At 61.1% G+C, this 24,256-nt stretch carries 25 protein-coding genes; 8 read left to right on the forward strand and 17 right to left on the reverse strand.

From position 1 onward, the window contains the following. The first annotated feature begins 62 nt into the window (after positions 1 to 62). From AB5Y67_RS06790 to AB5Y67_RS06800, 3 genes are all read left to right on the forward strand, one after another. On the forward strand, positions 63 to 3,497 hold the full coding sequence (locus AB5Y67_RS06790) for an ImpA family metalloprotease (protein WP_199428023.1): 3,435 nt from the start codon (positions 63 to 65) through the stop codon (positions 3,495 to 3,497). 257 nt (positions 3,498 to 3,754) lie between these two features. Then, a complete protein-coding gene (locus AB5Y67_RS06795) occupies positions 3,755 to 3,931 on the forward strand; it encodes a DUF3606 domain-containing protein (protein ID WP_019445078.1) in 177 nt (58 codons plus the stop codon). A 247-nt stretch (positions 3,932 to 4,178) separates the two neighbouring features. Beyond that, on the forward strand, positions 4,179 to 4,427 hold the full coding sequence (locus tag AB5Y67_RS06800) for a GlsB/YeaQ/YmgE family stress response membrane protein (protein WP_005350930.1): 249 nt from the start codon (positions 4,179 to 4,181) through the stop codon (positions 4,425 to 4,427). Positions 4,428 to 4,492: 65 nt separating this feature from the next. On the opposite strand, the gene AB5Y67_RS06805 is transcribed toward AB5Y67_RS06800, so the two are convergent. The 3 genes from AB5Y67_RS06805 to tctD are packed head-to-tail and all read right to left on the reverse strand — an operon-like array spanning position 4,493 to position 6,565. Then, positions 4,493 to 5,461, reverse strand: a complete 969-nt coding sequence (locus AB5Y67_RS06805) for a sensor histidine kinase (RefSeq protein WP_368207593.1) — start codon at positions 5,459 to 5,461, stop codon at positions 4,493 to 4,495. Further along, on the reverse strand, positions 5,383 to 5,925 hold the full coding sequence (locus AB5Y67_RS06810; protein ID WP_368207666.1) for a sensor histidine kinase N-terminal domain-containing protein: 543 nt from the start codon (positions 5,923 to 5,925) through the stop codon (positions 5,383 to 5,385). Before AB5Y67_RS06810 ends, AB5Y67_RS06805 begins: the two co-directional genes overlap by 79 nt. After that, positions 5,891 to 6,565, reverse strand: a complete 675-nt coding sequence (gene tctD / locus AB5Y67_RS06815; protein WP_005350926.1) for a transcriptional regulator TctD — start codon at positions 6,563 to 6,565, stop codon at positions 5,891 to 5,893. The genes AB5Y67_RS06810 and tctD overlap by 35 nt, the downstream gene beginning before the upstream one ends. Positions 6,566 to 6,787: 222 nt before the next feature. On the opposite strand from tctD, the gene AB5Y67_RS06820 reads away from it, so the two are divergent. The 3 genes from AB5Y67_RS06820 to AB5Y67_RS06830 are packed head-to-tail and all read left to right on the forward strand — an operon-like array spanning position 6,788 to position 9,759. After that, positions 6,788 to 7,774: a tripartite tricarboxylate transporter substrate binding protein gene (locus AB5Y67_RS06820; protein WP_005350924.1), complete on the forward strand. Its 987-nt coding sequence runs from the start codon at positions 6,788 to 6,790 to the stop codon at positions 7,772 to 7,774. Between the two features lie 11 nt (positions 7,775 to 7,785). Beyond that, positions 7,786 to 8,217, forward strand: coding sequence for a tripartite tricarboxylate transporter TctB family protein (locus AB5Y67_RS06825; RefSeq protein WP_005350923.1), 432 nt, complete (start codon positions 7,786 to 7,788; stop codon positions 8,215 to 8,217). 9 nt (positions 8,218 to 8,226) lie between these two features. Beyond that, the gene (locus tag AB5Y67_RS06830) at positions 8,227 to 9,759 is read left to right on the forward strand and encodes a tripartite tricarboxylate transporter permease (protein ID WP_019445074.1); all 1,533 of its coding nucleotides are present in this window, start codon (positions 8,227 to 8,229) and stop codon (positions 9,757 to 9,759) included. Positions 9,760 to 9,884: 125 nt separating this feature from the next. Here the strand turns inward: AB5Y67_RS06830 and maiA are convergent, their stop codons facing one another. From maiA to AB5Y67_RS06880, 10 genes are all read right to left on the reverse strand, one after another. Next, entirely contained in the window at positions 9,885 to 10,520 is a 636-nt protein-coding gene (gene maiA, locus AB5Y67_RS06835; RefSeq protein ID WP_005361400.1) for a maleylacetoacetate isomerase, read from the reverse strand. A gap of 139 nt (positions 10,521 to 10,659) precedes the next feature. Next, positions 10,660 to 11,655, reverse strand: coding sequence for a fumarylacetoacetate hydrolase family protein (locus AB5Y67_RS06840; protein WP_199428024.1), 996 nt, complete (start codon positions 11,653 to 11,655; stop codon positions 10,660 to 10,662). A 10-nt stretch (positions 11,656 to 11,665) separates the two neighbouring features. Then, complete coding sequence (locus AB5Y67_RS06845) at positions 11,666 to 12,817, reverse strand: homogentisate 1,2-dioxygenase (RefSeq protein WP_325793648.1); 1,152 nt, start codon at positions 12,815 to 12,817, stop codon at positions 11,666 to 11,668. After that, positions 12,810 to 13,946 (reverse strand): 4-hydroxyphenylpyruvate dioxygenase, encoded by a 1,137-nt coding sequence (gene hppD / locus AB5Y67_RS06850; RefSeq protein WP_199428026.1) that lies wholly within the window; start codon positions 13,944 to 13,946, stop codon positions 12,810 to 12,812. Before hppD ends, AB5Y67_RS06845 begins: the two co-directional genes overlap by 8 nt. A gap of 224 nt (positions 13,947 to 14,170) precedes the next feature. Continuing rightward, complete coding sequence (locus AB5Y67_RS06855) at positions 14,171 to 14,839, reverse strand: HAD family hydrolase (RefSeq protein ID WP_199415712.1); 669 nt, start codon at positions 14,837 to 14,839, stop codon at positions 14,171 to 14,173. Positions 14,840 to 14,865: 26 nt separating this feature from the next. Then, entirely contained in the window at positions 14,866 to 15,525 is a 660-nt protein-coding gene (locus AB5Y67_RS06860; protein ID WP_064341990.1) for a TIGR01621 family pseudouridine synthase, read from the reverse strand. Positions 15,526 to 15,701: 176 nt separating this feature from the next. Continuing rightward, entirely contained in the window at positions 15,702 to 16,394 is a 693-nt protein-coding gene (locus tag AB5Y67_RS06865; RefSeq protein WP_005337302.1) for an ABC transporter permease, read from the reverse strand. 3 nt (positions 16,395 to 16,397) lie between these two features. Further along, positions 16,398 to 17,138, reverse strand: a complete 741-nt coding sequence (locus AB5Y67_RS06870; protein ID WP_042053114.1) for an ABC transporter permease — start codon at positions 17,136 to 17,138, stop codon at positions 16,398 to 16,400. 214 nt (positions 17,139 to 17,352) lie between these two features. Beyond that, positions 17,353 to 18,126, reverse strand: coding sequence for an ABC transporter substrate-binding protein (locus AB5Y67_RS06875; RefSeq protein WP_005337307.1), 774 nt, complete (start codon positions 18,124 to 18,126; stop codon positions 17,353 to 17,355). 49 nt (positions 18,127 to 18,175) lie between these two features. Then, positions 18,176 to 18,946, reverse strand: a complete 771-nt coding sequence (locus AB5Y67_RS06880) for an ABC transporter ATP-binding protein (protein ID WP_005337310.1) — start codon at positions 18,944 to 18,946, stop codon at positions 18,176 to 18,178. A 533-nt stretch (positions 18,947 to 19,479) separates the two neighbouring features. Here AB5Y67_RS06880 and AB5Y67_RS06885 point away from each other — a divergent pair. Continuing rightward, the gene (locus AB5Y67_RS06885) at positions 19,480 to 20,382 is read left to right on the forward strand and encodes a lysine exporter LysO family protein (protein WP_199428042.1); all 903 of its coding nucleotides are present in this window, start codon (positions 19,480 to 19,482) and stop codon (positions 20,380 to 20,382) included. A gap of 103 nt (positions 20,383 to 20,485) precedes the next feature. On the opposite strand, the gene iadA is transcribed toward AB5Y67_RS06885, so the two are convergent. Continuing rightward, positions 20,486 to 21,616 carry a beta-aspartyl-peptidase gene (iadA, locus tag AB5Y67_RS06890; protein ID WP_199428028.1) on the reverse strand — a complete coding sequence of 377 codons (1,131 nt, stop codon included), beginning with the start codon at positions 21,614 to 21,616 and terminating at the stop codon, positions 20,486 to 20,488. A 66-nt stretch (positions 21,617 to 21,682) separates the two neighbouring features. Next, on the reverse strand, positions 21,683 to 22,462 hold the full coding sequence (locus AB5Y67_RS06895) for an ABC transporter substrate-binding protein (RefSeq protein WP_325793653.1): 780 nt from the start codon (positions 22,460 to 22,462) through the stop codon (positions 21,683 to 21,685). 389 nt (positions 22,463 to 22,851) lie between these two features. Here AB5Y67_RS06895 and AB5Y67_RS06900 point away from each other — a divergent pair, with 389 nt between their 5' ends. Continuing rightward, positions 22,852 to 23,460: an ACP phosphodiesterase gene (locus AB5Y67_RS06900; protein ID WP_199428029.1), complete on the forward strand. Its 609-nt coding sequence runs from the start codon at positions 22,852 to 22,854 to the stop codon at positions 23,458 to 23,460. A 56-nt stretch (positions 23,461 to 23,516) separates the two neighbouring features. On the opposite strand, the gene AB5Y67_RS06905 is transcribed toward AB5Y67_RS06900, so the two are convergent. Further along, positions 23,517 to 23,900, reverse strand: a complete 384-nt coding sequence (locus tag AB5Y67_RS06905) for a DUF2069 domain-containing protein (RefSeq protein WP_005352922.1) — start codon at positions 23,898 to 23,900, stop codon at positions 23,517 to 23,519. Then, the gene (gene arsC / locus AB5Y67_RS06910; protein WP_199428030.1) at positions 23,897 to 24,247 is read right to left on the reverse strand and encodes an arsenate reductase (glutaredoxin); all 351 of its coding nucleotides are present in this window, start codon (positions 24,245 to 24,247) and stop codon (positions 23,897 to 23,899) included. Before arsC ends, AB5Y67_RS06905 begins: the two co-directional genes overlap by 4 nt. Between the last annotated feature and the right edge of the window lie 9 nt (positions 24,248 to 24,256).

The following is a 24,256-nucleotide window of genomic DNA, read 5'->3' on the forward strand; positions in this document are numbered from 1 at the left end:
CAAGGCAGCTCATTAGACTACCGACTCCCCTACCCGTCGTAACACAAGGAACGTATCAAACAATGAAAAAGACGGTTCTCACCCCCTTACTGGCGCTGTTGATCACAGGCTGTGGCGGCGGTGATGGCGAACAGGAAGAGACCCCTATCCGCCCCCCTGTCACCCCCAACTATTTCGAGGCATCCAGCCAGAGCAGCGCGGGCGGACAGTTGAACCCCACCAGCCTGCGGTTGGCGGCGGGTGAACAGGGGCGCTTCTCGGTACAGACTGACAGCGGTTACCTCCTGACCGAGATAAGCGGATGTGATGGCTCCCTGGACGGCCTCACCTATACCACTGGCCCCATGCGCAGCGATTGCCAAATCTCGGCCAGCTTCACGCAGGAGATTGCCGCCGTCTATTTCAACGCCACCTCTCAAGCTTCTCAGGGGGGCGCACTCAGCCCCGACGCACTGCGTCTGAACGTCGGTGAACAGGGCCGTTTCACCGTGCAGCCCGAGAGTGGCTTCGTACTGGCGCAGATCGCTGGGTGTGAGGGCACCCTGACGGGTAATACCTACACCACAGCCCCCATGCGCGCCGATTGTCAGATCTCGGCCCGCTTTATCAGCGATGCCGCCAATGCGATTGCCCGGGAAGATCATACCCTTGCCAGCGAGCAATCCCTGATCGCCCATGCCCGTGCGACGATTGCCGACAGTGAGGCGCACCGCACCGAACTGGTTCGCAGCCTCTATCAGGGAATGGCACAGATCAGCTGGAACCCGAGCCACGACTCCATCACCTTTTCTAGCTTCCAGCCGGAGAGCACGGTGACCCTGCTCCCCTCCAACATCAATGGCAAGGGGGAGAGCGAGATCCGGGGTCTGGTGATGCTCTCCGAGCAAGCCGATTACCGTCAGGCCGCCATGGGGGCGAACCTGTTTTCCGTTGACCGCACAGCACAGAGCGAGGCGCTGCTCAAGGGGCTGATTGGCTGGCTGACCCGGGGCAAGGATAGCGATGGCCTGCGCATCATTACCACCCAGATGCCCAGCCGCGCCGATAGCGTCTATTTTCCCCATAACGAAGGCGTGCGGGACTGGCTCAAGGCGATCTATCCCGACAAGCACAGCATCAACCCGGCCAATACCTGCGATTATCAGGCGCTGAGCGACTGCATCGACACCATGGCGCCGGAGCTTATCGTGATCAGCGATATCGACCGCCAGGGGCTGGGGTATCAGGGGATCGCACAGGGGATCGCCAAGGCCAAAGCGGCCGGGATCCCGCTGCTGCTCTCCAACTATCGACGCGATGCCAGCCCGCTGCTAAGCCCCCTCTATCTCGATATGGGGCTGGTCACCTGGGGCAACTACTGGCCAAAACTCAGAGCCAGCGATCTGGCAGTGAACACCATCATGGCACCCGACACCCAGCTGATGGCGGTCGATACCCTGCTTGGCAACCTTCAGGATCGCAACTTCACTACCCAGTGGCTCGATAGCTGCGGCGGCAACTTTATCAATTGCGGTGGCTCGGAGAGCTTCAACCAGCAGTTCAAGCTGGGGGCCGACTGGCTGAGAAATGCGGCCATCACCCTCGACAAGGCCGGGATCAGTCCCTTTGCCCGTGACGGCATGACACTGTTGCCCGCCACCCTGCTGCTGGCCGACAAATACAGGGCCGCCATCGACTACCCGATTGCCTGGGATGAACATCAATCCTGGCAGCAGGCGATGTTTGCCGACTGGCTGGTGAGCTATGCCCGCACCCGTACCCCGGCCCAGCCCGATCTGGGGGAGTACGTCACCGATCGCAACAAGGTGGTGAAGGGACAAGCAGCTCACTACGCCTATCCCGCGACGCTCACCGACAGTCGGCGCATTGTGGTTCCCTACAGCGGGCAGTGGACCACCACCGGCTGGTATGCCCTGCCGGGACAGACCATCACCCTGAGACGCACCGATAACGCCGATGTGTCTGCTACCGTCCGACTCAACTACCACAGGCCCAACACCAATCGCGCCTATGAGCAGAAGATCTATCGAGCCCCGCTGGAGCTGACCACCGGGCGACTGATCTTGGCCAAGGGGGGCGGTGTCACCTTCACCTCTCCTTATGGCGGCCCTATCTACCTCTATCTGGAAGGGGGGGCAGCATCGCTGGCCGTCCAGGTAAGCGCCACGGGCGTCACCCGTCATCCGGCCATCATGGATTTCAGTGATGAGCAGCAGATACGCGAGTTCAACGAGCGGCTGGAACAAACCGAGCTGCCCCATATCGATCTGCGGGCCGATGGCGCCGAACAGCATCTGCGCCGGGATCGCTTCACCAAGGCGGTGGGTGGCGTCATCCCCGACACCAATGCCCTGCTCGACAGCATCGCCCGGGATCACATCAATGGCGTCTACACCCTGGCGGGCCTGAAAATTCAGGGCAAGGGGCTCGAAGAGTCGCTGCCGGCAGATGTTAAAAACGCCTGCGTGGCACTGCTGGGGGAGGGTTGTCTCGATGAGTCGATTCATACCCGCACCATCATCCAGCATGCCAACTATGACCAGAATGCCCATTGCGGCAGCGGTTGCAGTGGCAACCCGTGGGACTCTTCCGGCAGCATCAGCCCGACCGGCTGGCTCGACAATCACGAACTGGGCCACAACCTGCAGACCAACCGGTTGAACGTGCAGTACGCTGCGGCAGGCGATGCCGACAACTGGAGTGGCTACGGCAGCCGGGCGGGGGAAAACTCCAACAACATCTTCCCTTATGTGGTGAAGTGGCGCGCCCATTATCTGAGGGATGGCAACACGGCCCCCATCAAGGATGGGCACATGAATCACAAGGATCTCTTCTATGTGTTCATGTCTGATGCGGCGCAGGTACGGGACAGGAGTGGCAACCGCGTCGTGCTCGGGGCCAACTGCCAGGTGCTCGATACCGGCGAGAGTCGCTACGAAGCCCCATGGAAGAGCAATGCCTACGCCGTCCACAACGGCTATCGCATGGCGTTTTATATCCAGATGGCATTACGCGCCCACGGTATGATCCTGACTGATGGCACCCGTCTGAACGATGGCTTCACTATCTTCACTCTGCTCTATCAGCATTCACGGATCTTCGGCGCGGCAGCCGACAGTGAAGCGCAGTGGAATGCCAACAAGGATACGCTCGGCTTTAGCCTGTTCCCCTACTCGGGGCATGCGGTCTATGGCGGCAAACGGGTGCGCGACATACCGGGCAATGACTTTATGCTGGTTGCACTCAGTCGGCTCACCGGTTGGGACTGGCGCAATCACTTCGATCTGCTTGGCCTGCGTTACTCCAGCCTCGCGGTCGCTCAGGTGCAGGCCAACCAGCGTTATGGCAGCCTGCCGATGGGGATGTATGTGCTGGAGGATGACCTGCCCCCTGCCAACATGAGCGAAGGCGTCACATTCCTGCCGCTCTCTGAAAGCGACGGATCCACCCTCTGGCCCCGCAACAGCGGCTCGCCAAGCGCCTGCCCAACACCCTGAATAGGGTCATCGCGATAACCACAACAAGCGCCCGGCTGGGCGCTTGTTGTTTATCCGGCCTCTGGCCCCGTTGTTGATGATGTAAAGAGGGTGGGATAAGTGGCGATTGCTCACAGATCAGCAAAGCAAACCTGCACACCTCCCTCAGTCCCCAGGTTGTGTGAACCCCGTCACCTTGCCCCTTGCCAATTGAGAGGATGATGGCGCTCAGGCAGAAATGTCTTTCTCGCCAGCTATTTCAACAAGTTGAGGTTTATATGCCTGACAGCAATGCGGTCGCTCACCCGTTCGATGCCAAGAAGATCAATGTCAACGATCCCTATGAGATGAAGCAGTGGATCAAAATGTTCGAGTGCACCGAAGTCCAGCTGAAACGGGCGGTCAAGGCAGTCGGCACCTCAGGCAAGGCGATCCGAAAACACCTCAAGAAGTGAGGGCACCACCCCGTCACAAACCCGGCCCCGATTGCGGGGCTTTTCTCATCTTGGCCTTTACGTGGGCCATCCCCGCCCCTGTTTGGCGGCGCACATACCGCCATTCAACCGCTCATAACCGGACTGTGCAGCCCGACCAGCGCCGGCCGCCGTCCGACAGCTTGTGACCAGCCAGCGCCGTCCGGCCCTTCGCATCCCGCCATCCCTGCCTATAATGCGGGCTCAAACACACAGAGAGGATTAATCCATGGGCTTTATCAGCTGGATCGTATTGGGACTGTTGGTGGGTATTCTGGCGAAGTGGATCATGCCGGGTCGCGACGGTGGTGGCTTCTTTATGACTGCCCTGCTGGGGATTGTCGGTGCCATGGTTGGCGGCTATGTGGGTACCCTGCTGGGGCTGGGCTCGGTGACCGGTTTCAATATCCCGAGCATCGCGCTGGCGACCGTGGGCGCCCTTATCGTCCTGTTTGTCTTCAACAAGATCCGCAGCTGACCCCCAACGCCATCTATGTGTAGATAAACAGGGCACCGCGAGGTGCCCTCTCTTTTTTATCGCCCTCACGATGTTGCCAGCGGCAAGATCAACCTCACCAACAAGCCCCCCAGCTGGGTTGCCGGCAGCAACACCACTTCGCCGTGGTGGTAGTGGGCGATATCGCGCACCAGCGCCAGACCCAGCCCCGCTCCCGGCTGTTCACTCCCCTGCTCGAGGCGCTGGAACGGCTGCCAGACTCGCTCCGCCAGCTCGGGGGCGATGCCGGGGCCGCTATCCTCTACCTCCAGCCAGATCTGCCCGTGGCTTCGCACCACCCGCGCCGTCACAGTGCCGTGGGGCGGGGTGTATTTGATGGCGTTGTCGAGCAGGTTGGCGCACAGCTCCCCCAGCAGCAGCGGCTCCCCCGCCACCATGATGGCGGACTCCTCCCCCTCGTAACCGAGATCGATCCCCTTGCTCCGCGCCTGCGCCAACCGTGACAGACAGGCCTGCTGCACCAGCGCCGTCATCTCGATGGGCTCACGCTGGCGCAGCCCGGAGCACTCGTCCGATTTGAGCCGGGCCAGCAGCAGTAACCGCTCGGTCAGGGCGATGGTGTGATCGAGCCGCACGGCCATGGCATCGAGGCTTTCGCTCATCAGGGCCGGATCGCCACTGCCGCGCGCCACCTCCACTTGTGTTTTCAAAATGGTGAGCGGGGTGCGCAGCTGATGGGCGGCATCGGCGCTAAAGCGCTCCTGCCGGGCCACCAGCTGGCGCAATCGGGCCAGCTGACGATTGAACGCCTGCACCAGCGGCCGGGTCTCCTGCCAAGGGAGCAAATCCGGCAAGGGGGCAAGATTGGCGGCGTCGCGGCGCAGGATCTCCCGCGACAGACGGCGCATCGGGGTGAGCAGCCGTTTGAGCAACAGATAAGCGAGCAGCAGGGTGAGCACCACCAGCGCCCCCTGAGTCAGCAGGGCCGACCAGAGCAATTGCTCCGCCAGCTGCTGGCGACCGAGCAGGGTTTCCGCCACCGTGATGCGGGCCATGCCGTTGACGCCCCCTCACCCACCGGTTGCAGCAGCATCACGGCGCGGATTGGCGCCTCCTGATAGAGCCCGTCGTAGAAGTAGGCGAGCGCCGGATAGCGGTCGGTCAGTGGCGTACCGTCCGGCATGGGGGGCAAATCGTCAAAGCCGGAGATGACCCTATCGTCGATGCCGCGCACCTGATAGAAGAGGCGATCGCGCATGTTGCGCTCGAAGCTGTCGAGCACCACATAGGGCACATCCACCCTGAGGCTGCCTTCGGCTGCCGTCAGCCGCTCGGCAACTGTGCGGGCCGAGGCGAGCAGGGTGCGATCATAAGCCGAGGTAGCCGCCGCCAGTGCGCCGTAGTAGCTGTACCAGGCCGAGGCAGCCCAGAGGATCAGCAGTGGGCCCCCCAGAAACAGCAGCAGTTGATGGAGCAGGGAGCGGCTAATGGGAGGCCTCCGGTGCCGCTTCCAGCAGATAGCCGAGACCGCGCAGTGTGGTGATCACCACCCCGCTGCCCACCAGCTTTTTGCGCAGCCGGTGGATGTAGAGATCGATGCTGTCGAGCCCCACCTCGTCATCGAGGTTGAACACCTGCTCGAACAGTTGCCCCTTGGCAACCGGCCGCCCGTGGCGGTACATCAGCGCTGTCAGCAGCGCCAGTTCGCGCGGAGTCAGGGCAAGGCGGGCATCGGCCAGCAGAAAATAGCCGTCGGGGTGCAGGGTCAGGCGACCCAGCCGCAGCTCGGCACCACCGCTTTCGCTGCGCCGCAGCAGGGCTCGCAACCGGGCATCCAGCTCCCCCAGATCGAACGGCTTGGCCAGATAGTCATCGGCTCCGGCATTGAGGCCGCAGATCCGCTCCTCCACCGCGCCGCGGGCGGTGAGCAGCAGCACCGGCACTCCCTGCCCCCGACTGCGCAACCGGCCGAGTACCGCCAGCCCGTCGAGCTTGGGCATCTCGATATCGAGCACCGCCAGCGCGTACTGTTCGTGGCGCAGCAAGTGATCAGCCTGGGCTCCGTCAGCCACCCAATCCACCGCGAAACCGGCGCTGGTGAGTGCCCGCGACAGCCAGTGGGCCAGTTCGTGATTATCTTCTGCCAACAGCAAGCGCATCCCTTTCCCCTTGTTCCTAACCACGGCATTCAGCCGCACTGCTTCAACTGCATCCCTTCGTCACTGCCATTGCGGGAGAAGGTGCGATCAGGGTCACACTCCCGGCTCTTGGTCAGCGATTGAAAGGTGAATGAAAGGTTGTTGTTTTAACAATTCCGCATCACTTCGTCTATCGACGGAGTCACACCCAGGAAAAACAACGACAAGATGGAGCACACAACCATGAAGCAACGCACACGTCATGCCCTCGCCCTGCTGACCCTGCTCGGCGCCCTGCCACTGCAGGCGGCCGAAAGTGCCACGACCCCGAGCCGTACCGAATGTATCGCACCGGCCAAACCGGGCGGTGGTTTCGATCTCACCTGCAAGTTGCTGCAGGTGAGCCTGCAGGAAACCGGCACCATCGACAAGCCGATGCGAGTCACCTATATGCCGGGCGGGGTCGGCGCCGTGGCCTACAACGCCATCGTGGCCCAGCGCCCTGCCGAAGCGGGGACCGTGGTCGCCTTCTCCGGTGGCTCCCTGCTCAACCTCTCACAGGGGAAATTTGGCCGTTACGGGGTGGACGATGTGCGCTGGCTGGCGGCGGTGGGGACCGATTACGGCATGATCGCGGTGCGCCACGATGCCCCCTATCAGAACCTCAAGGAGCTGGTGAGCGCCATGGAGCGCGATCCCAACAGCGTGGTGATAGGGGCGGGTGCCTCCATCGGCAGTCAGGACTGGATGAAGACGGCGCTGCTGGCCAAACAGGCCGGGGTTGACCCCCACAAGATGCGCTACGTCGCCTTTGAAGGGGGCGGCGAGCCGGTCACCGCGCTACTGGGCAACCATGTGCAGGCGGTCTCTGGCGATCTGAGCGAGATGGTGCCCTATATCGGCGGCGACAAGCTGCGGGTGCTGGCGGTGTTCTCTGCCGAGCGGCTGCCCGGCAAGCTGGCCACCATCCCCACCGCCAAGGAGCAGGGTTATGACCTGGTATGGCCGGTGATCCGCGGCTTCTATGTCGGCCCCAAGGTGAGCGACAGCGAATACCAGTGGTGGAAGCAGACCTTCGATCAGCTGGTGAAGACCGACACCTTCAAGGCTCAGCGGGATCTGCGCGGTCTGTTCGAGTTTGACCTCACCGGCGAGGCCCTCGACAGCTACGTCAAGGAGCAGGTGGCGCAATATCGCGAACAGGCCAAAGCCTTCGGTCTGGCCAAATAGGAGCCGCTGCCATGAGCGATCGCATCTTCGCCGCCATCTGGCTGCTGCTCTGTCTGGCAGGCGCCGCCATCGCCTGGCAGATCCAGAGCGAATACAGCTATGAGCCGCTGGGGCCACGCCCCTTCCCGCTCGGCATCATCGGCCTGATGGCGCTCTGCGCCCTGTTGCTGCTGCGCCGCCAGCCGGACACCGTCAGCTGGCCGCCGCTGCGTACCCTGCGCCACCTCGCCATCATGGTGGTGGCGCTGGCCGGGTACGGTGCCAGCTTCGAGTGGCTGGGCTTTCCGCTGGCCACCACCCTGCTCACCTTTGTACTGGGGCGCCTGTTTGGCGCCTCTGCCAAGGCAGCCCTGCTCTCCGGCGTCGTCGGCGGTCTGGTGCTCTATCTCGCCTTCGACCGGCTGCTGGATGTCACCCTGCCCCTCGGCGTCTGGTTCTCTTAAGGAGTCAATATGGATACCTGGATGTACCTATCCCAGGGCTTTGCGGTGGCACTCACCCCGGAGAATCTGGTGATTGCCCTCATCGGCTGCTTTGTCGGCACCGTGGTCGGTCTGCTGCCGGGCCTTGGCCCCATCAACGGGGTCGCCATCCTGTTGCCGCTGGCCTTTGCCCTGAAACTTCCCCCCGAATCAGCGCTCATTCTGCTCGCCACCGTCTATATCGGTTGCGAGTATGGCGGGCGGATCTCCTCGATCCTGCTCAACGTGCCGGGGGATGCCGCCGCCATCATGACCGCGCTGGATGGCTACCCCATGGCCCAGCAGGGCAAGGCGGGAGTGGCCCTCTCCATCTCGGCGGTCAGCTCCTTTGTCGGCTCCATGCTCGCCATCGGCGGGATCATTCTGTTCGCCCCGGCGCTGGCGCGCTGGTCCCTCGCCTTCGGCCCGGCGGAGTATTTCGCCCTGATGGTGTTCGCCATCGCCTGCCTTGGCAGCATGATGAGCCAGAACCCGCTCAAATCCTTTATGGCCGCGCTGATTGGGCTGGGGCTCGCCACCGTCGGGGTGGATGCCAATACCGGCGTCTATCGCTTCACCTTCGACAGCGTTCACCTCTCGGACGGGGTGCAGTTTATCGTGGTGGTGATCGGTCTCTTCTCGGTGAGCGAAATCCTGCTGATGCTGGAGCACACCAGTGGCGGCGGCAAGCTGGTGCGCACCACCGGACGGATGCTGTTCAACTTCAAGGAGCTGGTCCATTGCACCGGCACCATGTTGCGCTCCTCCACCATCGGCTTCTTCGTCGGAATTCTGCCCGGCGCCGGTGCCACCATCGCCAGTGCCATCACCTACATGACCGAGAAGCGACTGGCGGGGCCCAATGCCAAATTCGGCGAGGGGGACATTCGCGGCGTTGCCGCACCGGAAGCGGCCAACAACGCCTCAGCCTGTGGATCCTTTATCCCCATGCTGACCTTGGGGGTGCCGGGGTCGGGCACCACAGCGGTGATGATGGGGGCGCTGACCCTCTACAACATCACTCCGGGCCCCACCATGTTCACCGAACAGCCCGATGTGGTGTGGGGACTGATCGCCGCCCTCTTGCTGGCCAACGTCATGCTGCTGGTGATGAACATCCCCATGGTGGGGCTCTTTACCCGCATGCTCTCCATCCCGCTCTGGTTTTTGGTGCCCGCCATCGCCAGCGTCTCGGCAGTGGGAGTCTATGCGGTGCACAGCACCACCTTCGACCTGTTGCTGATGGTGGCCCTCGGGGTCTTTGGCTACCTGCTGCGCAAGATGCACTTCCCCATGTCACCGCTCATTCTGGGCTTCGTGCTGGGTGAAATGCTGGAGCAGAACCTGCGCCGCGCCCTCTCCATCAGCAATGGCGACACCGCCATCCTGTGGAGCAGCGGCATCAGCCAGACCCTGCTGGTACTGGCCATTGCAGTGATCACCCTGCCCCCGCTGGTACGCCTGCTGCGCCGCCGCAAAGCCGATCCGCTGATCCCGGACGCCCGCCCGGAGCAGGGTGCCTGATCCCCTCTGAACAGAAAGAGGCACGCCAGCAAACTGGAGTGCCGTTAACGAACAAGGGCCCCACACAGTGGGGCCCTTGTTTATGAATGGCGTGTTGACGCCATCCCGCGATTCAAGTCAGTAGGTCACTGCGCATCCGGCTGGTTGGCGGGGGCCGCCTTGATAAAAGCTTGCAGTTGTTCGCAGTTGGCGACGATGCGGCGGATGGTGGGGTAATCGTCCAGGGTCATGTCGTAGCGGCGGGCGTTGTAGACCTGGGGCACCAACATGCAGTCGGCCAAGGTCACTTCGTTGCCGACGCAGTAGACACCGGCGGTGGTCATCAACAGCTGTTCGAGGGCGGTGAAGGTCTCGTCAATCCAGTGGCGATACCAGCGGGCCTCCTGCTCGTTGTTGGCCCTGAAGTGCTCTTCCAGATAGTTGAGCACCCGCAGATTGTTGAGCGGGTGGATATCGCAGGCGATCATGTTGACGATCTGGCGCACTCGGGCCCGCGCGTCGGGGGAAGAGGGCATCAGAGAGTAGGCTGGATAGGTCTCGTCAAGGTACTCCATGATGGCGACCGACTGACCGATCTGCACATCGCCATCCACCAGAAACGGCACCAGCCCTTGCGGGTTGATCCGGCGATAAGCCTTCTCGCTCTGCTCGCCTTGCCGCAAATTGATGGGATGCTGCTCGTAGGCGAGCCCCTTGAGCTGCAACACGATCCGCACCCGAAAACTTGCCGACGAACGCCAATAGCCAAACAACTGCAACATAATCTGTCCCTGCATCTTATCTGGGCCCAAAGCCCGGCAGGTGCTCACCACCTGCCTCCTTGTGTATCCGGCACCGGTTGAGGGCTCGTCGTGATCCGGACATATCCCGAATATCCTTGCCGCCAACCGGCGCTGGCCATCAACCTCCCTGACCGCTCGCTGGCACCACCTGTTGAGAGATGGTGCCAAACAGGTTTTGGCCAGAGCGATCTTCCATCGCGATCGACACTCTATCACCAAACTGCAAATAGGGGGTTATAGCTTGATCACAATCAAGAATTTCCAGCATGCGGCGCTCGGCGATGCAGGATGAACCGGCGCTGCGATCGTAGTTGGAGACGGTGCCGGAGCCGATGATGCATCCCGCACCAAGGGGGCGGGTCTTGGCCGCATGGGCAATCAGCTCGAAGAAGTTGAAGGTCATGTCCACCCCGGCTTCGGGCGCACCAAACAGCGCACCGTTGAAGTGGGTCAGAAGCGGCAGATGCACTTTGCCATCACGCCAGTCATCGCCCAGCTCGTCCGGGGTGATGGCCACCGGTGAGAAGGCGCTGGACGGTTTGGACTGGAAGAAGCCAAATCCCTTGGCGAGCTCCCCCGGAATGAGGTTGCGCAGGCTCACGTCATTGACCAGCATCAGCAATTTGACGTGGCGGGCTGCCCCCTGCGGGCTCACCCCCATCGGCACATCGTCGGTGATGATGGCTACCTCCGACTCGAAATCGATCCCCCACTCCTCGGAGCCCATGACAATCGGCCCACGGGGGGCGAGGAAGCTGTCGGAGCCCCCCTGATACATCAACGGATCGTGCCAGAAACTCTCCGGCATCTCGGCGCCGCGTGCCTTGCGCACCAGCTCCACATGGTTGACGTAGGCGCTGCCATCGGCCCACTGATAGGCGCGCGGCAGCGGAGAGAGGCAAGACGCTTCGTCAAAGGGGAACGCCTCGGCCACGCGGCCCTCGTTAAGCTGCTGATAGACAGCCTCCAGCCTGGGGGCAACCTCGGCCCACTCATCTAGGGCGGCCTGCAAAGTCGGGGCAATCTCGCTCACCCGCACCACCCGGGTCAGATCCCGGCTCACCACCACCAAAGCGCCATCGCGCTTGCCATTGTTCAATGTTGCCAATTTCATAAGCGATTCCTTATTTGCCGGCTGCCGCGTCCGGGCGCTGCCAGCTGGAGACATACCGGGTGTTCTCGATCCCTTCACACAGGCTGCCGATGTTCAGCGCATCGCGGGTGTCGAGCATCACCGCTACCTCGTCGGTGAACTTCTTGGCATACGCCTGCCCTGCCGCAAACGCCTTGGGATGGGGGCCGTGGGTGAAACCGGCGGGATGGAAGGTGACCATGCCCCGCTCGATATTGTCCCGGCTGAAGAAGTCCCCTGCATGGTAGAAGAGCACTTCGTCGTAATCGTCATTGCTGTGATAGAAGGGCACCTTGAGGGCGCCGGGGTCACTCTCGATGGGGCGCGGTACGAAGGTACAGATGACAAAGCGGCTCGCCACAAAGGTCGAATGAGCCGATGGCGGCAGATGGTAGCGGTGGCTCATCAGCGGGCGGATATCCCGCCAGTTGAGGCGCACCACGCACAAGTCGCCGTGCCACCCTTGTGCATCCAGCGGGTTGAAGGGCCAGGTGATGACCGACACCTGATCGTGGCGCTTCACCTGCAGAGACCAGGGATTCTCATCCTGCTGGGCCAAAAAGCGCTCGTTGATGGCGGGCACATCCAGCGCCGCCGGGTCGAAGATGGCGTGATTGCCCACCAGCCCCTTGTCCGGTAGCTGATAGCTGTCGTTGGTCGCCTCGATCATCAGGATGAACATGGGTGCGCTGGGTTCGATGCGCCACATGGTGCCACGGGGGATCACCACATAGTCGCCGTCCCGCAGAGTCAGATGGCCATAATCGCAGAAGAACTCGCCGCCCCCCTCGTGAATAAAGAGCAGCTCGTCACCGTCGGCGTTGCGCACCAGAAACGGCATCGCCTCGGAGAGCCGCCAGATGCGATAGCGGCAGTGGGGGTTGCTGAGAATGTCGGGGGCCACCCAGGGGGAGAGGGAACTCACCTCTTCCTGGAGGGCATTCAAGTCAAACAGCCGTGGCCGCAGCGGCCCCTCCCAACTGCTCCAGTCGGTAGGGGCATGCTTGTGGTGCATGTGGGTGGCGGGGCCGAAAAAGCCGCTGCGCCCCAGTTCGCGCTCATAGATGGCCTGCTCCGGCAGGTCGGCATGGGCTTGCCGGGAGTGGGTCCCCTCCCGATGGGGGAAGTTAATCCAGTTACGCATCGCTCGCTCCCTCTTTGCGGGCACCCTTCTCATCCTCGGCGCCACCCAGCACGCCGCGGCGGATCTGGTCCAGCTCTATCGATTCAAACAGCGCCTTGAAATTGCCCTCACCAAACCCTTCGTTGCCCTTGCGCTGGATGATCTCGAAGAAGACCGGCCCTATCACGGTATCGGTGAAGATCTGCAGCAAGATGCCATCCTTGGTGGGGGAGCCGTCGATGAGAATGCGCAGCTCTTTGAGGGCCGCCAGATCCTCCTGATGCCCCTCGACCCGGCTATTCACCTTCTCGTAGTAGGTATCGGGCGTCGGCATAAAGCCGGTACCGCGGCTGCGCAGGGTGCGGATGGTGTGGTAGATATTGCTGGAGGCCATGGCGATGTGCTGGATCCCCTCCCCCTTGTACTGGCGCAGATACTCCTCGATCTGGGACTTGTCATCCGCCGACTCGTTGATGGGGATGCGGATCTTGCCACAAGGCGCGGTCATGGCACGGGAGTGCAGCCCGGTCAGCTTGCCCTCGATATCGAAGTAGCGAATTTCACGGAAGTTGCCGATCCGCTCGTAGAAGTTGGACCAGACATCCATATTGCCGCGATGGACGTTATGGGTCAGGTGATCGATCTCCATAAGACCGGCATCCACCTCCGCCATCCGGGCCTGCCAGTCGGGGTAGAAGACAAAATCCACGTCATAAATGGAGCCCTTGTCGCCATAGCGGTCGACAAAGGAGAGCGTGCTCTCGCCGATACCGTAGATGGCGGGAATATTGAGCTCCATCGGCCCAATCTTGCCGACAAAAGGCTTGGCCCCCTTGGCGATGGCGTACTGCTGAGCTTTGCCCGCATCGCTCACCCGAAATGCCATGCCGCAAACGCTCGGCCCGTGCAGGCTGGCAAACTGCTCCGCCTGGGAGTGAGGCTCGGCATTGACCACAAAGTTGATATCCCCCTGCCGGTAGAGCCAACACTGCTTGTGTTTGTGCTTGGCGACCTCGGCAAACCCAAGCGAAACGAACAGGCTCTTGAGGGCAGCAATCCCCTTGGCATCGGGGGCCGTGTACTCGACAAACTCGAAACCGTCAGTGCCTAACGGATTGATGGTGTGGGTGGCGGAAGAGGTGGCATTCATGGGGCGCTCCTTGCTCTTGATTCGGTTAAAACGGATTGCAGCACCCAGCGGTGCGGCAAGTGTTAACAACTTGTTTCATTAGAAGCAGGGCGTAGCAGGAAGAGAAGAGGCGGGTTGCAGATAGTTTTTCGCAGCTGGCAGCAAAAGATGTAAATGGATTGTGACATTCAAGCCACAGCCTTGCGGGTCAAACGGTGACGACCCGCAGGACTGTCAGCTTTGCCTTACAGTTGCCAGTTTTTGATCATCAGATGGGGCAAGCAGGCCCGGGCCTTTTGCAGTCGCGTGGGCGTCGGATTGATCAACCACGCCTCTTTCCCCAACCCCAGCAGCGGCAGATCGTGCAGGCTGTCGCTCAAGGCCAGCTCGGCATCGAGGGCGCAAATCTCCGGCAGCAGCTTGTGCTGTCCGTGGCAATAGAAGCGCGGCATCAGGCCACCAAAACGGTAGTGCATCTGCGAGCCAATGATCTGGTGGGGCAACTGGCCGGGCAGTTGCTGATAGAGCTGGGCTCGCACCAGCGCGCAGGGACTGGCGGAGATCACCCAGCAGCGCGCCCCCTCGTGTTGCAGCAGATCGCGAGCCTGACAAAACAGTCCCGGCCTGGTGCGGCAATAGGCGCGCACCAGCTTGCGCCAGTCCAAAGGGGAAAGCCCCAGCGTGATGGCCCACCAGATAAGGGAGATACCGCGCCGCCGCTGGTTGGGAGCAAGATAGACCAAGCCACCGAGCGCAATTACTGGCAACAGCAACAACGGCCAGATCCGGCGGCGCAGGATATAGCGCAGCAGACCGGCGTGGCTGTCGCCTGGAGCCAGAGTGTCGTCAAAGTCGGCCAGGATCCAGCTTGGTGCACGTCCGTCAGGAGCACGCTCTTTCGCTGAATGGATCATGGCGTCAGGCGCAGGGCGCATCAGCATCAGGGCGCAAGGGCAGCAATGGCTGCCGTGAGCTCGGGGGTGACAAATTCACTCCCCACATCGGGCGGGCAGACAAAGTCGAACGGCTCGCCCGCAAGGGTAAAACTCAGTCGCCAGGCGTGCAGATAGCCGCGATCGGCTGGCGTACCGCCATAGCGTTCATCCCCGAGAATAGGGGCACCGATGCTTTTGAGGGCAACCCGGATCTGGTGGGTCTTGCCGGTCTGGGGCTTGATGCGATAGAGCCGCAGCCCCTCGCGCACCGACACCGAATCAAACCAGCTGATGGCAGGATTACCCAGCGTGCGCGCCAGCATCCAGCTGCCGCCGCGCCCCTTTTGCATATCCCCCTTCACCCAACCCTGCTTCTTCTTGGGTTTGCGATCGGAGAGCGCCAGATACTGCTTGCTCACCTCACGGGCCGCAAAAGCCATGCTCAGCTCACGGTTCGCCTCTGGGGTGCGGGCAAGCAGTACCAGCCCGGAAGTCATCTTGTCGAGCCGATGCACCGGATAGAGGGTCAGCCCGGTATCGGCCTTCACGCGATTGACCAGCCCCGAATTGACCGACTCCCCGTCGCCCTTCTCGTCGTGCATGCCGATACCGGGCTGCTTGTCGATAACCAGGAAAGCGGGATGCTCAAACAATATCCGGTACATAAAACCTCGGGAACTGGGGAATAAGGCATGCAGCCAACGACTGGCGGCGCTCGGGAGTGCTGCATTCTCCCTGCTCGGCCGCAATTTGGCAAACCGGGCGGGCAGAGGCTGAAGATAAAAAATGGCCCCGCCTGCAACAGGCGGAGCCATTTTCGCTCATCTTGGCAGGTCAACCCTTACACATTGCGCGGGCGCAGGTGGGCGTGCCAGCGCGCTTCCCACTTTTTGAATAGCCAGACGATGACAAAGGTGAGCAGCATATAGAGCAGCCCTGCGGTCAAAAAGGCCTCGAACGGACTGTAGTAGCGAGAGTTGATGATCCGCGCCGCGCCGGTCAGATCGACGATGGTGATGATGCCCGCCACCGCCGAGCCTTGCAGCATGAAAATCACCTCGTTGCTGTAAGCCGGCAGTGCCCGACGAAACGAGTTGGGCAAAATGATCCGGGTCAGAGTCTGCCAGCGGGTCATGCCAAAGGCGTTGGCTGCCTCAATCTGGCCGCGCGGCATATTGTGCACCGCCCCGCGCACGATCTCGGCGGTATAGGCGGCGGTATTGAGGGTGAAAGCCAGCAGCGCACAGAACCAGGCTTCGGAGAAGAGCGACCAGGCGGCACTGTTCTTCAGCCACTCCCACTGGGCAGCGCCGTAGTAGATGATAAAGAGCTGCACCAGCAGCGGGGTGCCGCGAAAGAAGTAGATATAGGCCCAGATTGGCCCCTTGATCAGCCAGTTGCGGCTATTGCGCAGGATGCCCATGGGCACAGCCAGCATCAACCCAAGGATCAGAGAGAGGGCCACCAGCCAGACGGTGGTATAGAGCCCCTCCCAATAGGTGGGCCACTCTTTGAGAATGATTGAGAAATCCATGGCTTACCTCGTCTTGATGGCATAGTGACGCTCGGCCCATTTGAGCGCCGAGGTGGAAACTGCGGTGAAGATCAGGAAGATCAGCGCCACCGCCATGTAGAAGGTGAAGGGTTGCTGGGTCGAGCCCGCCGCCAACGAGGCTTTGCGCACCATGTCATCGAGGCCGATGATGGAGACCAGCGCGGTGGTTTTCAGCAGCACCAGCCAGTTGTTGCCAAACCCGGGCAGAGCGTGTCGCATCATCTGGGGGAAGAGGATCCGCACAAACACCTGGGTTGCCCGCATGCCAAAGGCCCGTGCTGCCTCCAGCTCGCCTTTGTCCACCGCCAGAATGGCGCCGCGAAAGGTCTCGGTCATGTAAGCGCCGAAGATAAAACCGATGGTCGCGACACCGGCCACAAAGGGGCTGATGTCGATATAGTCCGGGAGCAGGGAGACCCACTCCTGATTGGGATTGCTTTCCAGCAACCAGTTGTTGTAAGCCTCGTTGACCCAGGTGCAGATGCCGTTGATCAGCACCTGGCCGCCAAAGAAGAGCAGCATCATCAGCACCAGATCGGGGATACCGCGAATAATGGTGGTGTAGCCGGTGGCGATGGCCCGGGCCCACTTGTAGGGAGAGAGTTTGGCCAGCGCCCCCAACATCCCCAGCAGCAACGCCAGCAGCAGGGAGGCCAGCGCCACTTCCAGGGTGACCCAGGCGCCCTCCAGCAGCGAGGCTTCGTATCCTTTCAAATCAAACATATGCAGCTCCATCGCCACTGAATCTTCACGCACCTGCTAACCAGAAGGCTCCATAGCAGTCCGAATGAAATATGTGCAGCTCCATTGCAATCAATGCGGGCCCGTAAACTCCCTCAGGGAGGTGACGGGCCCGATGACGACTGACGAGGTGAGCCGGTCGGCCTGTTATTCGCTATCTATGTGGCGAATGACTCACCGTACACGGCTCCGGCTTTTACTCGCCGTAAACGTCGAACTCGAAGTACTTGTCGTTGATTTCCTTGTACTTACCGTTGGCACGCAGCGCCAGAATGGCGGCGTTGAATTTCTCTTTCAGATCCTTGTCAGCCTTGCGCACCGCAATACCGGCACCCTCGCCAAACCACTTGGGATCGGTCAGTTTCGGGCCGACGAATTCGAAGGCATCACCCCCCTCTTTCTTCAGCAGACCGTCGGTGATGGCGGCAGAGTCGGCCAGCACATAGTCCACACGACCGGATTTCAGATCGAGATAGGCTTCATCGGCGGTGCCGTAACGCTTGATGGTGGCATTGGGGAAGTTGTCGGTAATAAAGGTATCCATGGAGGTTGCACGCTGCACCGCGACGGACTTGCCTTCCATAAAGGCTTTGTCGAGCTGCACATCAGTGCCCTTCTTGGCGGCAAAGCGGGCCGGAATGTGCTGGTACTTCTGGGTGAAGTCCACCTTCTTCTTGCGCTCTTCTGTGATGTCCATGGTGGCGATGATGGCGTCAAACTTGCGTGACAGCAGCGCCGGAATGATGCCGTCCCAGTCCTGCTTGACCAGGGTGCACTTCACTTTCATCTCTTCGCACAGGGCGTTGGCGATGTCGATATCAAAGCCTTTCACCTCGCCACTGGGCTCGGTCCAGGAGAAGGGGGGATAGGCACCCTCAACCCCGATCCGGACCTCTTTCCACTCCTTGGCCATCAGGCTACCGGACGCGAGGGCAGTAACTACGGCTGTCGCCAGCATCAGCTTGTTCATGTATCTCTCCTTGATAAAACAGTTGATTGGGTAACCAGGCATCCCGCCATCAGTAGATGGAGGAGATGAATTGCTTGAACCGCTCGGATTTGGGATGGGCGAAAATCTCCTTGGGGTTGCCCTCCTCTTCCACCCGCCCCTGATGCAGAAACATCACCTTGTTCGATACATCCCGGGCAAACGACATCTCGTGGGTCACCACCAGCATGGTGCGCCCCTCTTCAGCCAGCTCGCGCATCAGGCCGAGCACCTCTCCCACCAGCTCGGGATCCAGCGCCGAGGTGGGTTCATCGAACAGCATCACCTCGGGCTCTACCGCCAGCGCACGGGCAATGGCGGCCCGCTGCTGCTGACCACCGGAGAGGTGGCCGGGATAGTAGTCACGCCGCTCCCAGAGTCCAACCCGGTTGAGCAGTTGCTCCGCCTTGGCCAGTGCTTCGGCGCGAGGCACCTTGAGCACCTGGATCGGCACTTCGATGATGTTCTGCATGATGGTCATGTGTGACCAGAGATTGAAACTTTGAAACACCATGGCCAGTCGGCTGCGGATCCGCTCCACCTGACGCATATCCTCGGGCAACCGCTCGCCGGCGCGGCTGGTTTTCATCCGGATCAACTCGCCATGGAGCGAGACGGTGCCGGATGAGGGGGTTTCGAGCAGATTGATACAGCGAAGAAAGGTCGACTTCCCCGAGCCGGAGGAGCCGATAAGGGAGATCACATCCCCCTTGTGGGCGGTCATGTCGATGCCCTTGAGCACTTCGTGGGTGCCAAAATATTTGTGCAGATCACGTACTTCCAGTGCGGCAACGTCGCTCATCCATTACAACCTTGTCTGTCCCTAGACGCCGCAGGGGGCGTGACTCAACCATCGTCTATTTAACAAAAAGTTAACCGATGGCAACCTTCAGCGAAAATATCACCCGGATAGTGAAAAAACAATACAGAACGAGGGTCTTCAGGGGATTCGCTCTATTTTTATTCGCTCTTTGCGTATTTTTCAGCACTTTGTTTGCATAAACAGCCGTTTCAATGGCTATTCCGATAACGCCTTTTTATACCCCAATCATATCAGTGGCAAGAGAAAAGCGTGATGTGTGCCAAACCGGCACCAAAATGGCTTTATGCACCCCCTTGCCGAGCGAAATATCGCCTCCCCGATCGGATCAACTTGATTTCATTGGTGCACTCGGGCTCGCACAGAACCTTATCAAACAGAGAGGTTGTGGCAAAAAAGTAACAATCTGCCCCCAAAAGGGCTGTTTTCGGCCATGAAAGCGAGAGATATGTGACACAGAGCCAATAAGTAATGATAAGGTGGTGTTTTTATCAGTTTTTGTGATCGAGGCCTCGATGCTGCTCAATGTGTTGCTGATCCTGTTGCCACTGGCAATCGGCTATCTGGTTCCCCTTTCCTCTGCCCGGCTGATCAAGCTGGTCAACCAGAGTCTGGGCAAGATGGTCTACCTCATTCTGTTTCTGATGGGGCTCGGGCTTGCCTATGTGGAGAACCTGGGCAGCAATCTGGCGGTGATCTTCAAGGTCGCAGGGGTGATGCTCACCGCGATCACGCTCTGCAACCTGCTGGCCCTCTGGTGGCTCGACAAGCGCACACCGCCGACCCATGAGGCGAGCGATGCGAAGATGCCGGGCAAGCTGCACCTATTGTGGGAATCCCTGCAGCTCTGCTTTGTGGTGCTCGGCGGTGTGCTGCTCGGCCTGCTGGTGGATCTGCGCGCCCTGCCCATCGACAAGTGGAGCGAGTGGGCCCTGATGCTGCTGCTGTTTCTCATCGGGGTGCAGATGCGCAACTCCGGCATGCGGCTGCGCCAGATCCTGCTCAACCCCTGGGGGATGAAAATCGCCGCCACCGTCATCCTCAGCAGCTGGCTGGGCAGCCTGCTAGCGGCCCAATTGCTGGGGATGCCCTTTGCCCATGGTCTGGCGATGAGCTCGAGCTTCGGCTGGTATTCGCTCTCCGGCATTCTGGTGGCCGACAAACTGGGGCCGGTGCTCGGTTCTGCTGCCTTTATCAACGATCTTGGGCGCGAGCTTATCGCCATTCTGATCATCCCGATCCTGATGCGCCGCCACCCCTCGGCGGCCATCGGTTACGGCGGCGCCACGGCACTGGACTTCACCCTGCCGGTTATCCAGAAATCAGGGGGTATTCAGGTGGTGCCGGTGGCCATTGTCTCCGGCTTTATCCTGAGCCTGCTCGGCCCCATCCTGATCCTCGGGTTTCTGGCGATCTAAGCCTGATTTCCACACTGCAGATAAAAAAGCCCGACCTTGTTGTCGGGCTTTTGCTGGTTGGAGCAACCACGCACTCGCACTGGCTGCGATATTGCCCGCAGCCTTATTCGCGCCACTGGCCGCCACTCATCACCCGTTCGATAGCAAACGTCCGGTCGTGCACCAGCAGCAGATCCGCATCCTGTCCGACCCCGATACGCCCCTTGCTGCCGAGCCCCAGCGCCTGCGCCGGATTGCTCGTCACCGCGGCCAACGCCCTCTCCAGCGAGACACCGAGCCGGGTCGCGCGCACGCACTGCAGCCACAGGCTGGCAATCTGACCGCAGCGCATCTCGATTAGCCGCCCTTCCCCATCAAAACGCGGCAGGCTGGCGTTGGCATCCGAGCTGAAGGTGATGCGCTCGGCAGGCACATTGGCGGCCAGCAGCTCAGCCAGCCCATCGGCGGCAAGCCGCTCGCCATCCTCCAGCAGATCGGGAAAGCTCGAGGTGGTGAGGTCGACCCAACCTCCCGCCTTGCCCCACTCGATGGCCTCGGCAAAGAGCCAGGGGTTGCGGTTGCAGTGAGTGGGATAGAGCTGGCGCAGCGGAATGTCGGTCTCATCGCGAAGAGCCCGCAGGGGGGCCAATGCCCCCTTGCCATCCCCGACATGAAAGAAGCTGACCCCGCTCTTGCCCGCAAGTAGCCCGGCCACCCGCGCCTCGCTGGCAAGCCTGGCCAGCTCATCGTGGGTCGGCGCGCTGGATCTGTGGTCACTGATGGCCACCTCCCCCACCCCCAATACCTCGGGGATCAGGATGATGTCCGACTCCACCGTGCCGGTCAGGGTCTTGACCGGCAGATGGTAGGAGCCGGTATACATAAAAGCGCTCACCCCGGCGGCGCGAAACTCGCGCACCTTGCCGAGCACCTGCGCGGGAGTGCGGGTCAGGCTGTCGGTGCCAAGCGCCGCCACCAGGGTAGTGACACCGGCCCTGAGCGCCTCGCTCGCCGCCAGTTCCGGGGTGCGAAAGGCAAAGCCCCCCTCACCGCCGCCCCCGGTGATATGGGCCAGCGGATCCACCAGCCCAGGCACCAGATAGCGGCCACGACCATCGACACGATACAGCGGCCAGTTTGTGGGCACCGTCAACCCCTTGCCCATCCAGGCGATACGGCCATCAGCCACCAGCAGATCCTGCTGGCCAAGGTGGGTGGGGCTGAAGATCTCGGCCCCCTCGAACAGGGTCAACATGGCGATCCTCCTTGCACGATTGTCGCTTGCCCAATGAAAAGAGAGGGAGCAAGCTCCCTCCCCCCGTCAACCACCATATATATCGTACTTGAAGTACTTCTGGTTGATCTGCTGATAGGTGCCGTTGGCACGCAGGGCCTTGATCGCCTCGTCCAGCTTGCCCTTGAGCTCCTTGTCGCTCTTGCGCACGGCGATCCCCATGCCATCACCAAACCACTGGCGATCGGTCAGGGCGGGCCCCACATAATCGAACTTGTCGCCCCCCTCTTTGCCAAGGAGCCCCTGCTCAATGGCAGAGGCATCGGCCAGCAGGGCCAGCACCCGACCCGCTTTCAGATCGAGATAGGCCTCATCGGCATTGCCATAGCGGACTATGGTGACATTCGAGCCAAAATTGTCGGTCAGGTACTTGTCGTGGGTGGTGGCACGCTGCACTCCGATGCGCTTGCCCGCCATGCCTTCCGGGGTCAGCGTCAGCTCGGTCCCCTTGGCCGCCACAAAGCGATTGGGAATATGGGCATATTTCTCGGTGAAGTCGACCTTCTGGCGCCGCTCGTCGGTGATCGACATGGCGGCGATGATGGCGTCGTATTTGCGCGACAGCAGGGCCGGGATCATGCCGTCCCAATCCTGCACCACCAACTCGCACTTGACCGCCATCTGCTTACAAAGGGCGTTGGCGAGGTCGATATCAAACCCCTTGATCTCGCCCGACGCATCGGTCCAGGAGAAGGGCGGGTAGGCCCCCTCCACCCCGAAGCGCACGGTTTTCCACTCCTTGGCCATGGCGGGGGTGGCCAGCAGGCTGGCAACAAACAGGGCTGAGAGGGTCAGTCTGATCTTCATCATGAGTACTCCATTACATAAAAAGCGCACAGGCGCGGACAAGGCATCGCAGGCGAATACATGCGATGACCAAAAGCGGCAAAATCTGGATGAGCGAGATCACGCCCGAGCGGGCGTCAGTGAACTGCTCCAGAGGTTCGATCTATTCGTCGAACCACTCGGAGAGATAGAAAGGCTTAAAGTAGAAGGCCAGAAAAAAGCCTCTGGCTTTGCGCATCATGGTGGTTTGTCGCGTCCTGTGACAAAGATGGCATCACCTTAGCACGCCCGAATTTTGCCCGGCAAGAGGCAGCCGCCGGGCAGTAGCAAAATCCCGGTCATGGTCAAGGCGGGCGGGATCCGTTAGGCTCGAAGCACTTTGCCATCCCATAACAGACCCACAGCGACCGATGAATTTTCTGGCCCATCTCCATCTGGCTGCCCACACCCGAAGCTCTCTCACCGGCAATCTGCTCGGCGATTTCGTCAAAGGCCCGCTGCCCACGGGGCTTGCCGCCCACTTCGATGAGGGGATCTGGCTACACCGCAAAATTGACGCTTTCACCGACAGCCACCCCGAGCACAAGGCGGCCGTCGCCTGTTTCGAGGCCCCCTGGCGCCGCTTTGGCGGCATAGTGGTTGATATGATCTACGACCACTGGCTGAGCCTGCACTGGGGACTGTTCAGCACCGAGCCCCTGCCCCGCTTCCTGCAACGCAGTTATGAGCAGCTATTGGCGGATCACCCACGCCTGCCGGACGGACTGCCACTCCCCCTCAAACGGATGGCCGAGCAGAACTGGATCGCCTCCTACCGCCACAGGGAGGGGCTGGGGCAAGCGCTAAATGGCATAGGTCGCCGACTGCGCCGCCCGGTACAACTGGGAGAGGCGCTGCTGACCCTCGATGAGTCGCAGTGGCAAACATGCGAGGCGGGATTTCTGCGCTTCTATCCCCAGCTGATGGACTTTAGCCAGCAGCAGCTGGCCCAATATCGGGAAGCCCAAGGGGCACAGTGATCCCTCTGGATAGAGCAGCTTCCCCATAAAAAACGCCCCTTGCGGGGCGTTTGTCATCAGTTGGCTTCGTCTTTCTTCTTGCGAATGCTTAAGCCAAGTTCCCGACCACGCAGTCGGGCGTAATAGATGGTGCCGACAAAGGCGAGAGTGGTGAAGACCAGCTCCACCACCGCCAGCCACCGCTCCCCCTCATCCGTGGTGATCAGGGTGAGGGCGTGGAGGAAATAGGGCATCAACACGAAGTTGCCCCAGGCGTGGGTGTAGGGGTTGCCCTGCACTATCCCCTTGAGAGGGAAGAGCAGCGGCACCGTCCAGATCACCGGCAGCAGCCAGGGGTTGAGGTCCGGATGAGGCGACAGCCACAGATGCCAGAGGATGACCCAGCACAGCAGGCCGAAGAAGCCGACCAGAGTCAGCCAACGTGCGAAGCGGGTGCTCACTTGAGGATCTCCAGCACCTGCTCCGGCGGGCGACCAATGCGGGCCTGGCCATTCTTGATGACAATGGGGCGCTCGATCAGCTTGGGATGCTGGTGCATGGCGCGAATAAGGGCATCACCGCTGACATCGGCCAATCCCAGCTCCTTGTAGAGCTCCTCCTTGGTACGCATCAGCTGGCGGGGATCGCTAAAACCGAGCAGAGAGAGCAGGTTGCGGATCTCATCTTCGCTTGGGGCCTGCTCCAGATAGAACACCACATCAGGGGCGATCCCGTGCTGTTCCAGCAGAGCCAGGGTTTCGCGACTCTTGGAGCAGCGCGGATTGTGGTAGATTTGGGTCTCGCTCATGGTAACTCC

This window comes from Aeromonas sp. s12 (genome assembly GCF_040907925.1).
GTDB classification, from domain to species: Bacteria; Pseudomonadota; Gammaproteobacteria; order Enterobacterales; family Aeromonadaceae; genus Aeromonas; species Aeromonas veronii.

Bases quoted from the DNA above. Each gene is read 5' to 3' on its own strand.
- AB5Y67_RS06845 (WP_325793648.1), bottom strand. From the start codon at position 12,817: ATGCGTAACTGGATTAACTTCCCCCATCGGGAGGGGACCCACTCCCGG.
- AB5Y67_RS06830 (WP_019445074.1), top strand. From the start codon at position 8,227: ATGGATACCTGGATGTACCTATCCCAGGGCTTTGCGGTGGCACTCACC.
- AB5Y67_RS06870 (WP_042053114.1), bottom strand. From the start codon at position 17,138: ATGTTTGATTTGAAAGGATACGAAGCCTCGCTGCTGGAGGGCGCCTGG.
- AB5Y67_RS06825 (WP_005350923.1), top strand. From the start codon at position 7,786: ATGAGCGATCGCATCTTCGCCGCCATCTGGCTGCTGCTCTGTCTGGCA.
- iadA (WP_199428028.1), bottom strand. From the start codon at position 21,616: ATGTTGACCCTGTTCGAGGGGGCCGAGATCTTCAGCCCCACCCACCTT.
- AB5Y67_RS06855 (WP_199415712.1), bottom strand. From the start codon at position 14,839: ATGATCCATTCAGCGAAAGAGCGTGCTCCTGACGGACGTGCACCAAGC.
- AB5Y67_RS06795 (WP_019445078.1), top strand. From the start codon at position 3,755: ATGCCTGACAGCAATGCGGTCGCTCACCCGTTCGATGCCAAGAAGATC.
- AB5Y67_RS06900 (WP_199428029.1), top strand. From the start codon at position 22,852: ATGAATTTTCTGGCCCATCTCCATCTGGCTGCCCACACCCGAAGCTCT.
- AB5Y67_RS06865 (WP_005337302.1), bottom strand. From the start codon at position 16,394: ATGGATTTCTCAATCATTCTCAAAGAGTGGCCCACCTATTGGGAGGGG.
- AB5Y67_RS06860 (WP_064341990.1), bottom strand. From the start codon at position 15,525: ATGTACCGGATATTGTTTGAGCATCCCGCTTTCCTGGTTATCGACAAG.
- AB5Y67_RS06790 (WP_199428023.1), top strand. From the start codon at position 63: ATGAAAAAGACGGTTCTCACCCCCTTACTGGCGCTGTTGATCACAGGC.
- arsC (WP_199428030.1), bottom strand. From the start codon at position 24,247: ATGAGCGAGACCCAAATCTACCACAATCCGCGCTGCTCCAAGAGTCGC.
- maiA (WP_005361400.1), bottom strand. From the start codon at position 10,520: ATGTTGCAGTTGTTTGGCTATTGGCGTTCGTCGGCAAGTTTTCGGGTG.
- AB5Y67_RS06875 (WP_005337307.1), bottom strand. From the start codon at position 18,126: ATGAACAAGCTGATGCTGGCGACAGCCGTAGTTACTGCCCTCGCGTCC.
- AB5Y67_RS06840 (WP_199428024.1), bottom strand. From the start codon at position 11,655: ATGAAATTGGCAACATTGAACAATGGCAAGCGCGATGGCGCTTTGGTG.
- AB5Y67_RS06800 (WP_005350930.1), top strand. From the start codon at position 4,179: ATGGGCTTTATCAGCTGGATCGTATTGGGACTGTTGGTGGGTATTCTG.
- AB5Y67_RS06820 (WP_005350924.1), top strand. From the start codon at position 6,788: ATGAAGCAACGCACACGTCATGCCCTCGCCCTGCTGACCCTGCTCGGC.
- hppD (WP_199428026.1), bottom strand. From the start codon at position 13,946: ATGAATGCCACCTCTTCCGCCACCCACACCATCAATCCGTTAGGCACT.
- AB5Y67_RS06895 (WP_325793653.1), bottom strand. From the start codon at position 22,462: ATGAAGATCAGACTGACCCTCTCAGCCCTGTTTGTTGCCAGCCTGCTG.
- AB5Y67_RS06885 (WP_199428042.1), top strand. From the start codon at position 19,480: ATGCTGCTCAATGTGTTGCTGATCCTGTTGCCACTGGCAATCGGCTAT.
- tctD (WP_005350926.1), bottom strand. From the start codon at position 6,565: ATGCGCTTGCTGTTGGCAGAAGATAATCACGAACTGGCCCACTGGCTG.
- AB5Y67_RS06805 (WP_368207593.1), bottom strand. From the start codon at position 5,461: ATGGCCCGCATCACGGTGGCGGAAACCCTGCTCGGTCGCCAGCAGCTG.
- AB5Y67_RS06880 (WP_005337310.1), bottom strand. From the start codon at position 18,946: ATGAGCGACGTTGCCGCACTGGAAGTACGTGATCTGCACAAATATTTT.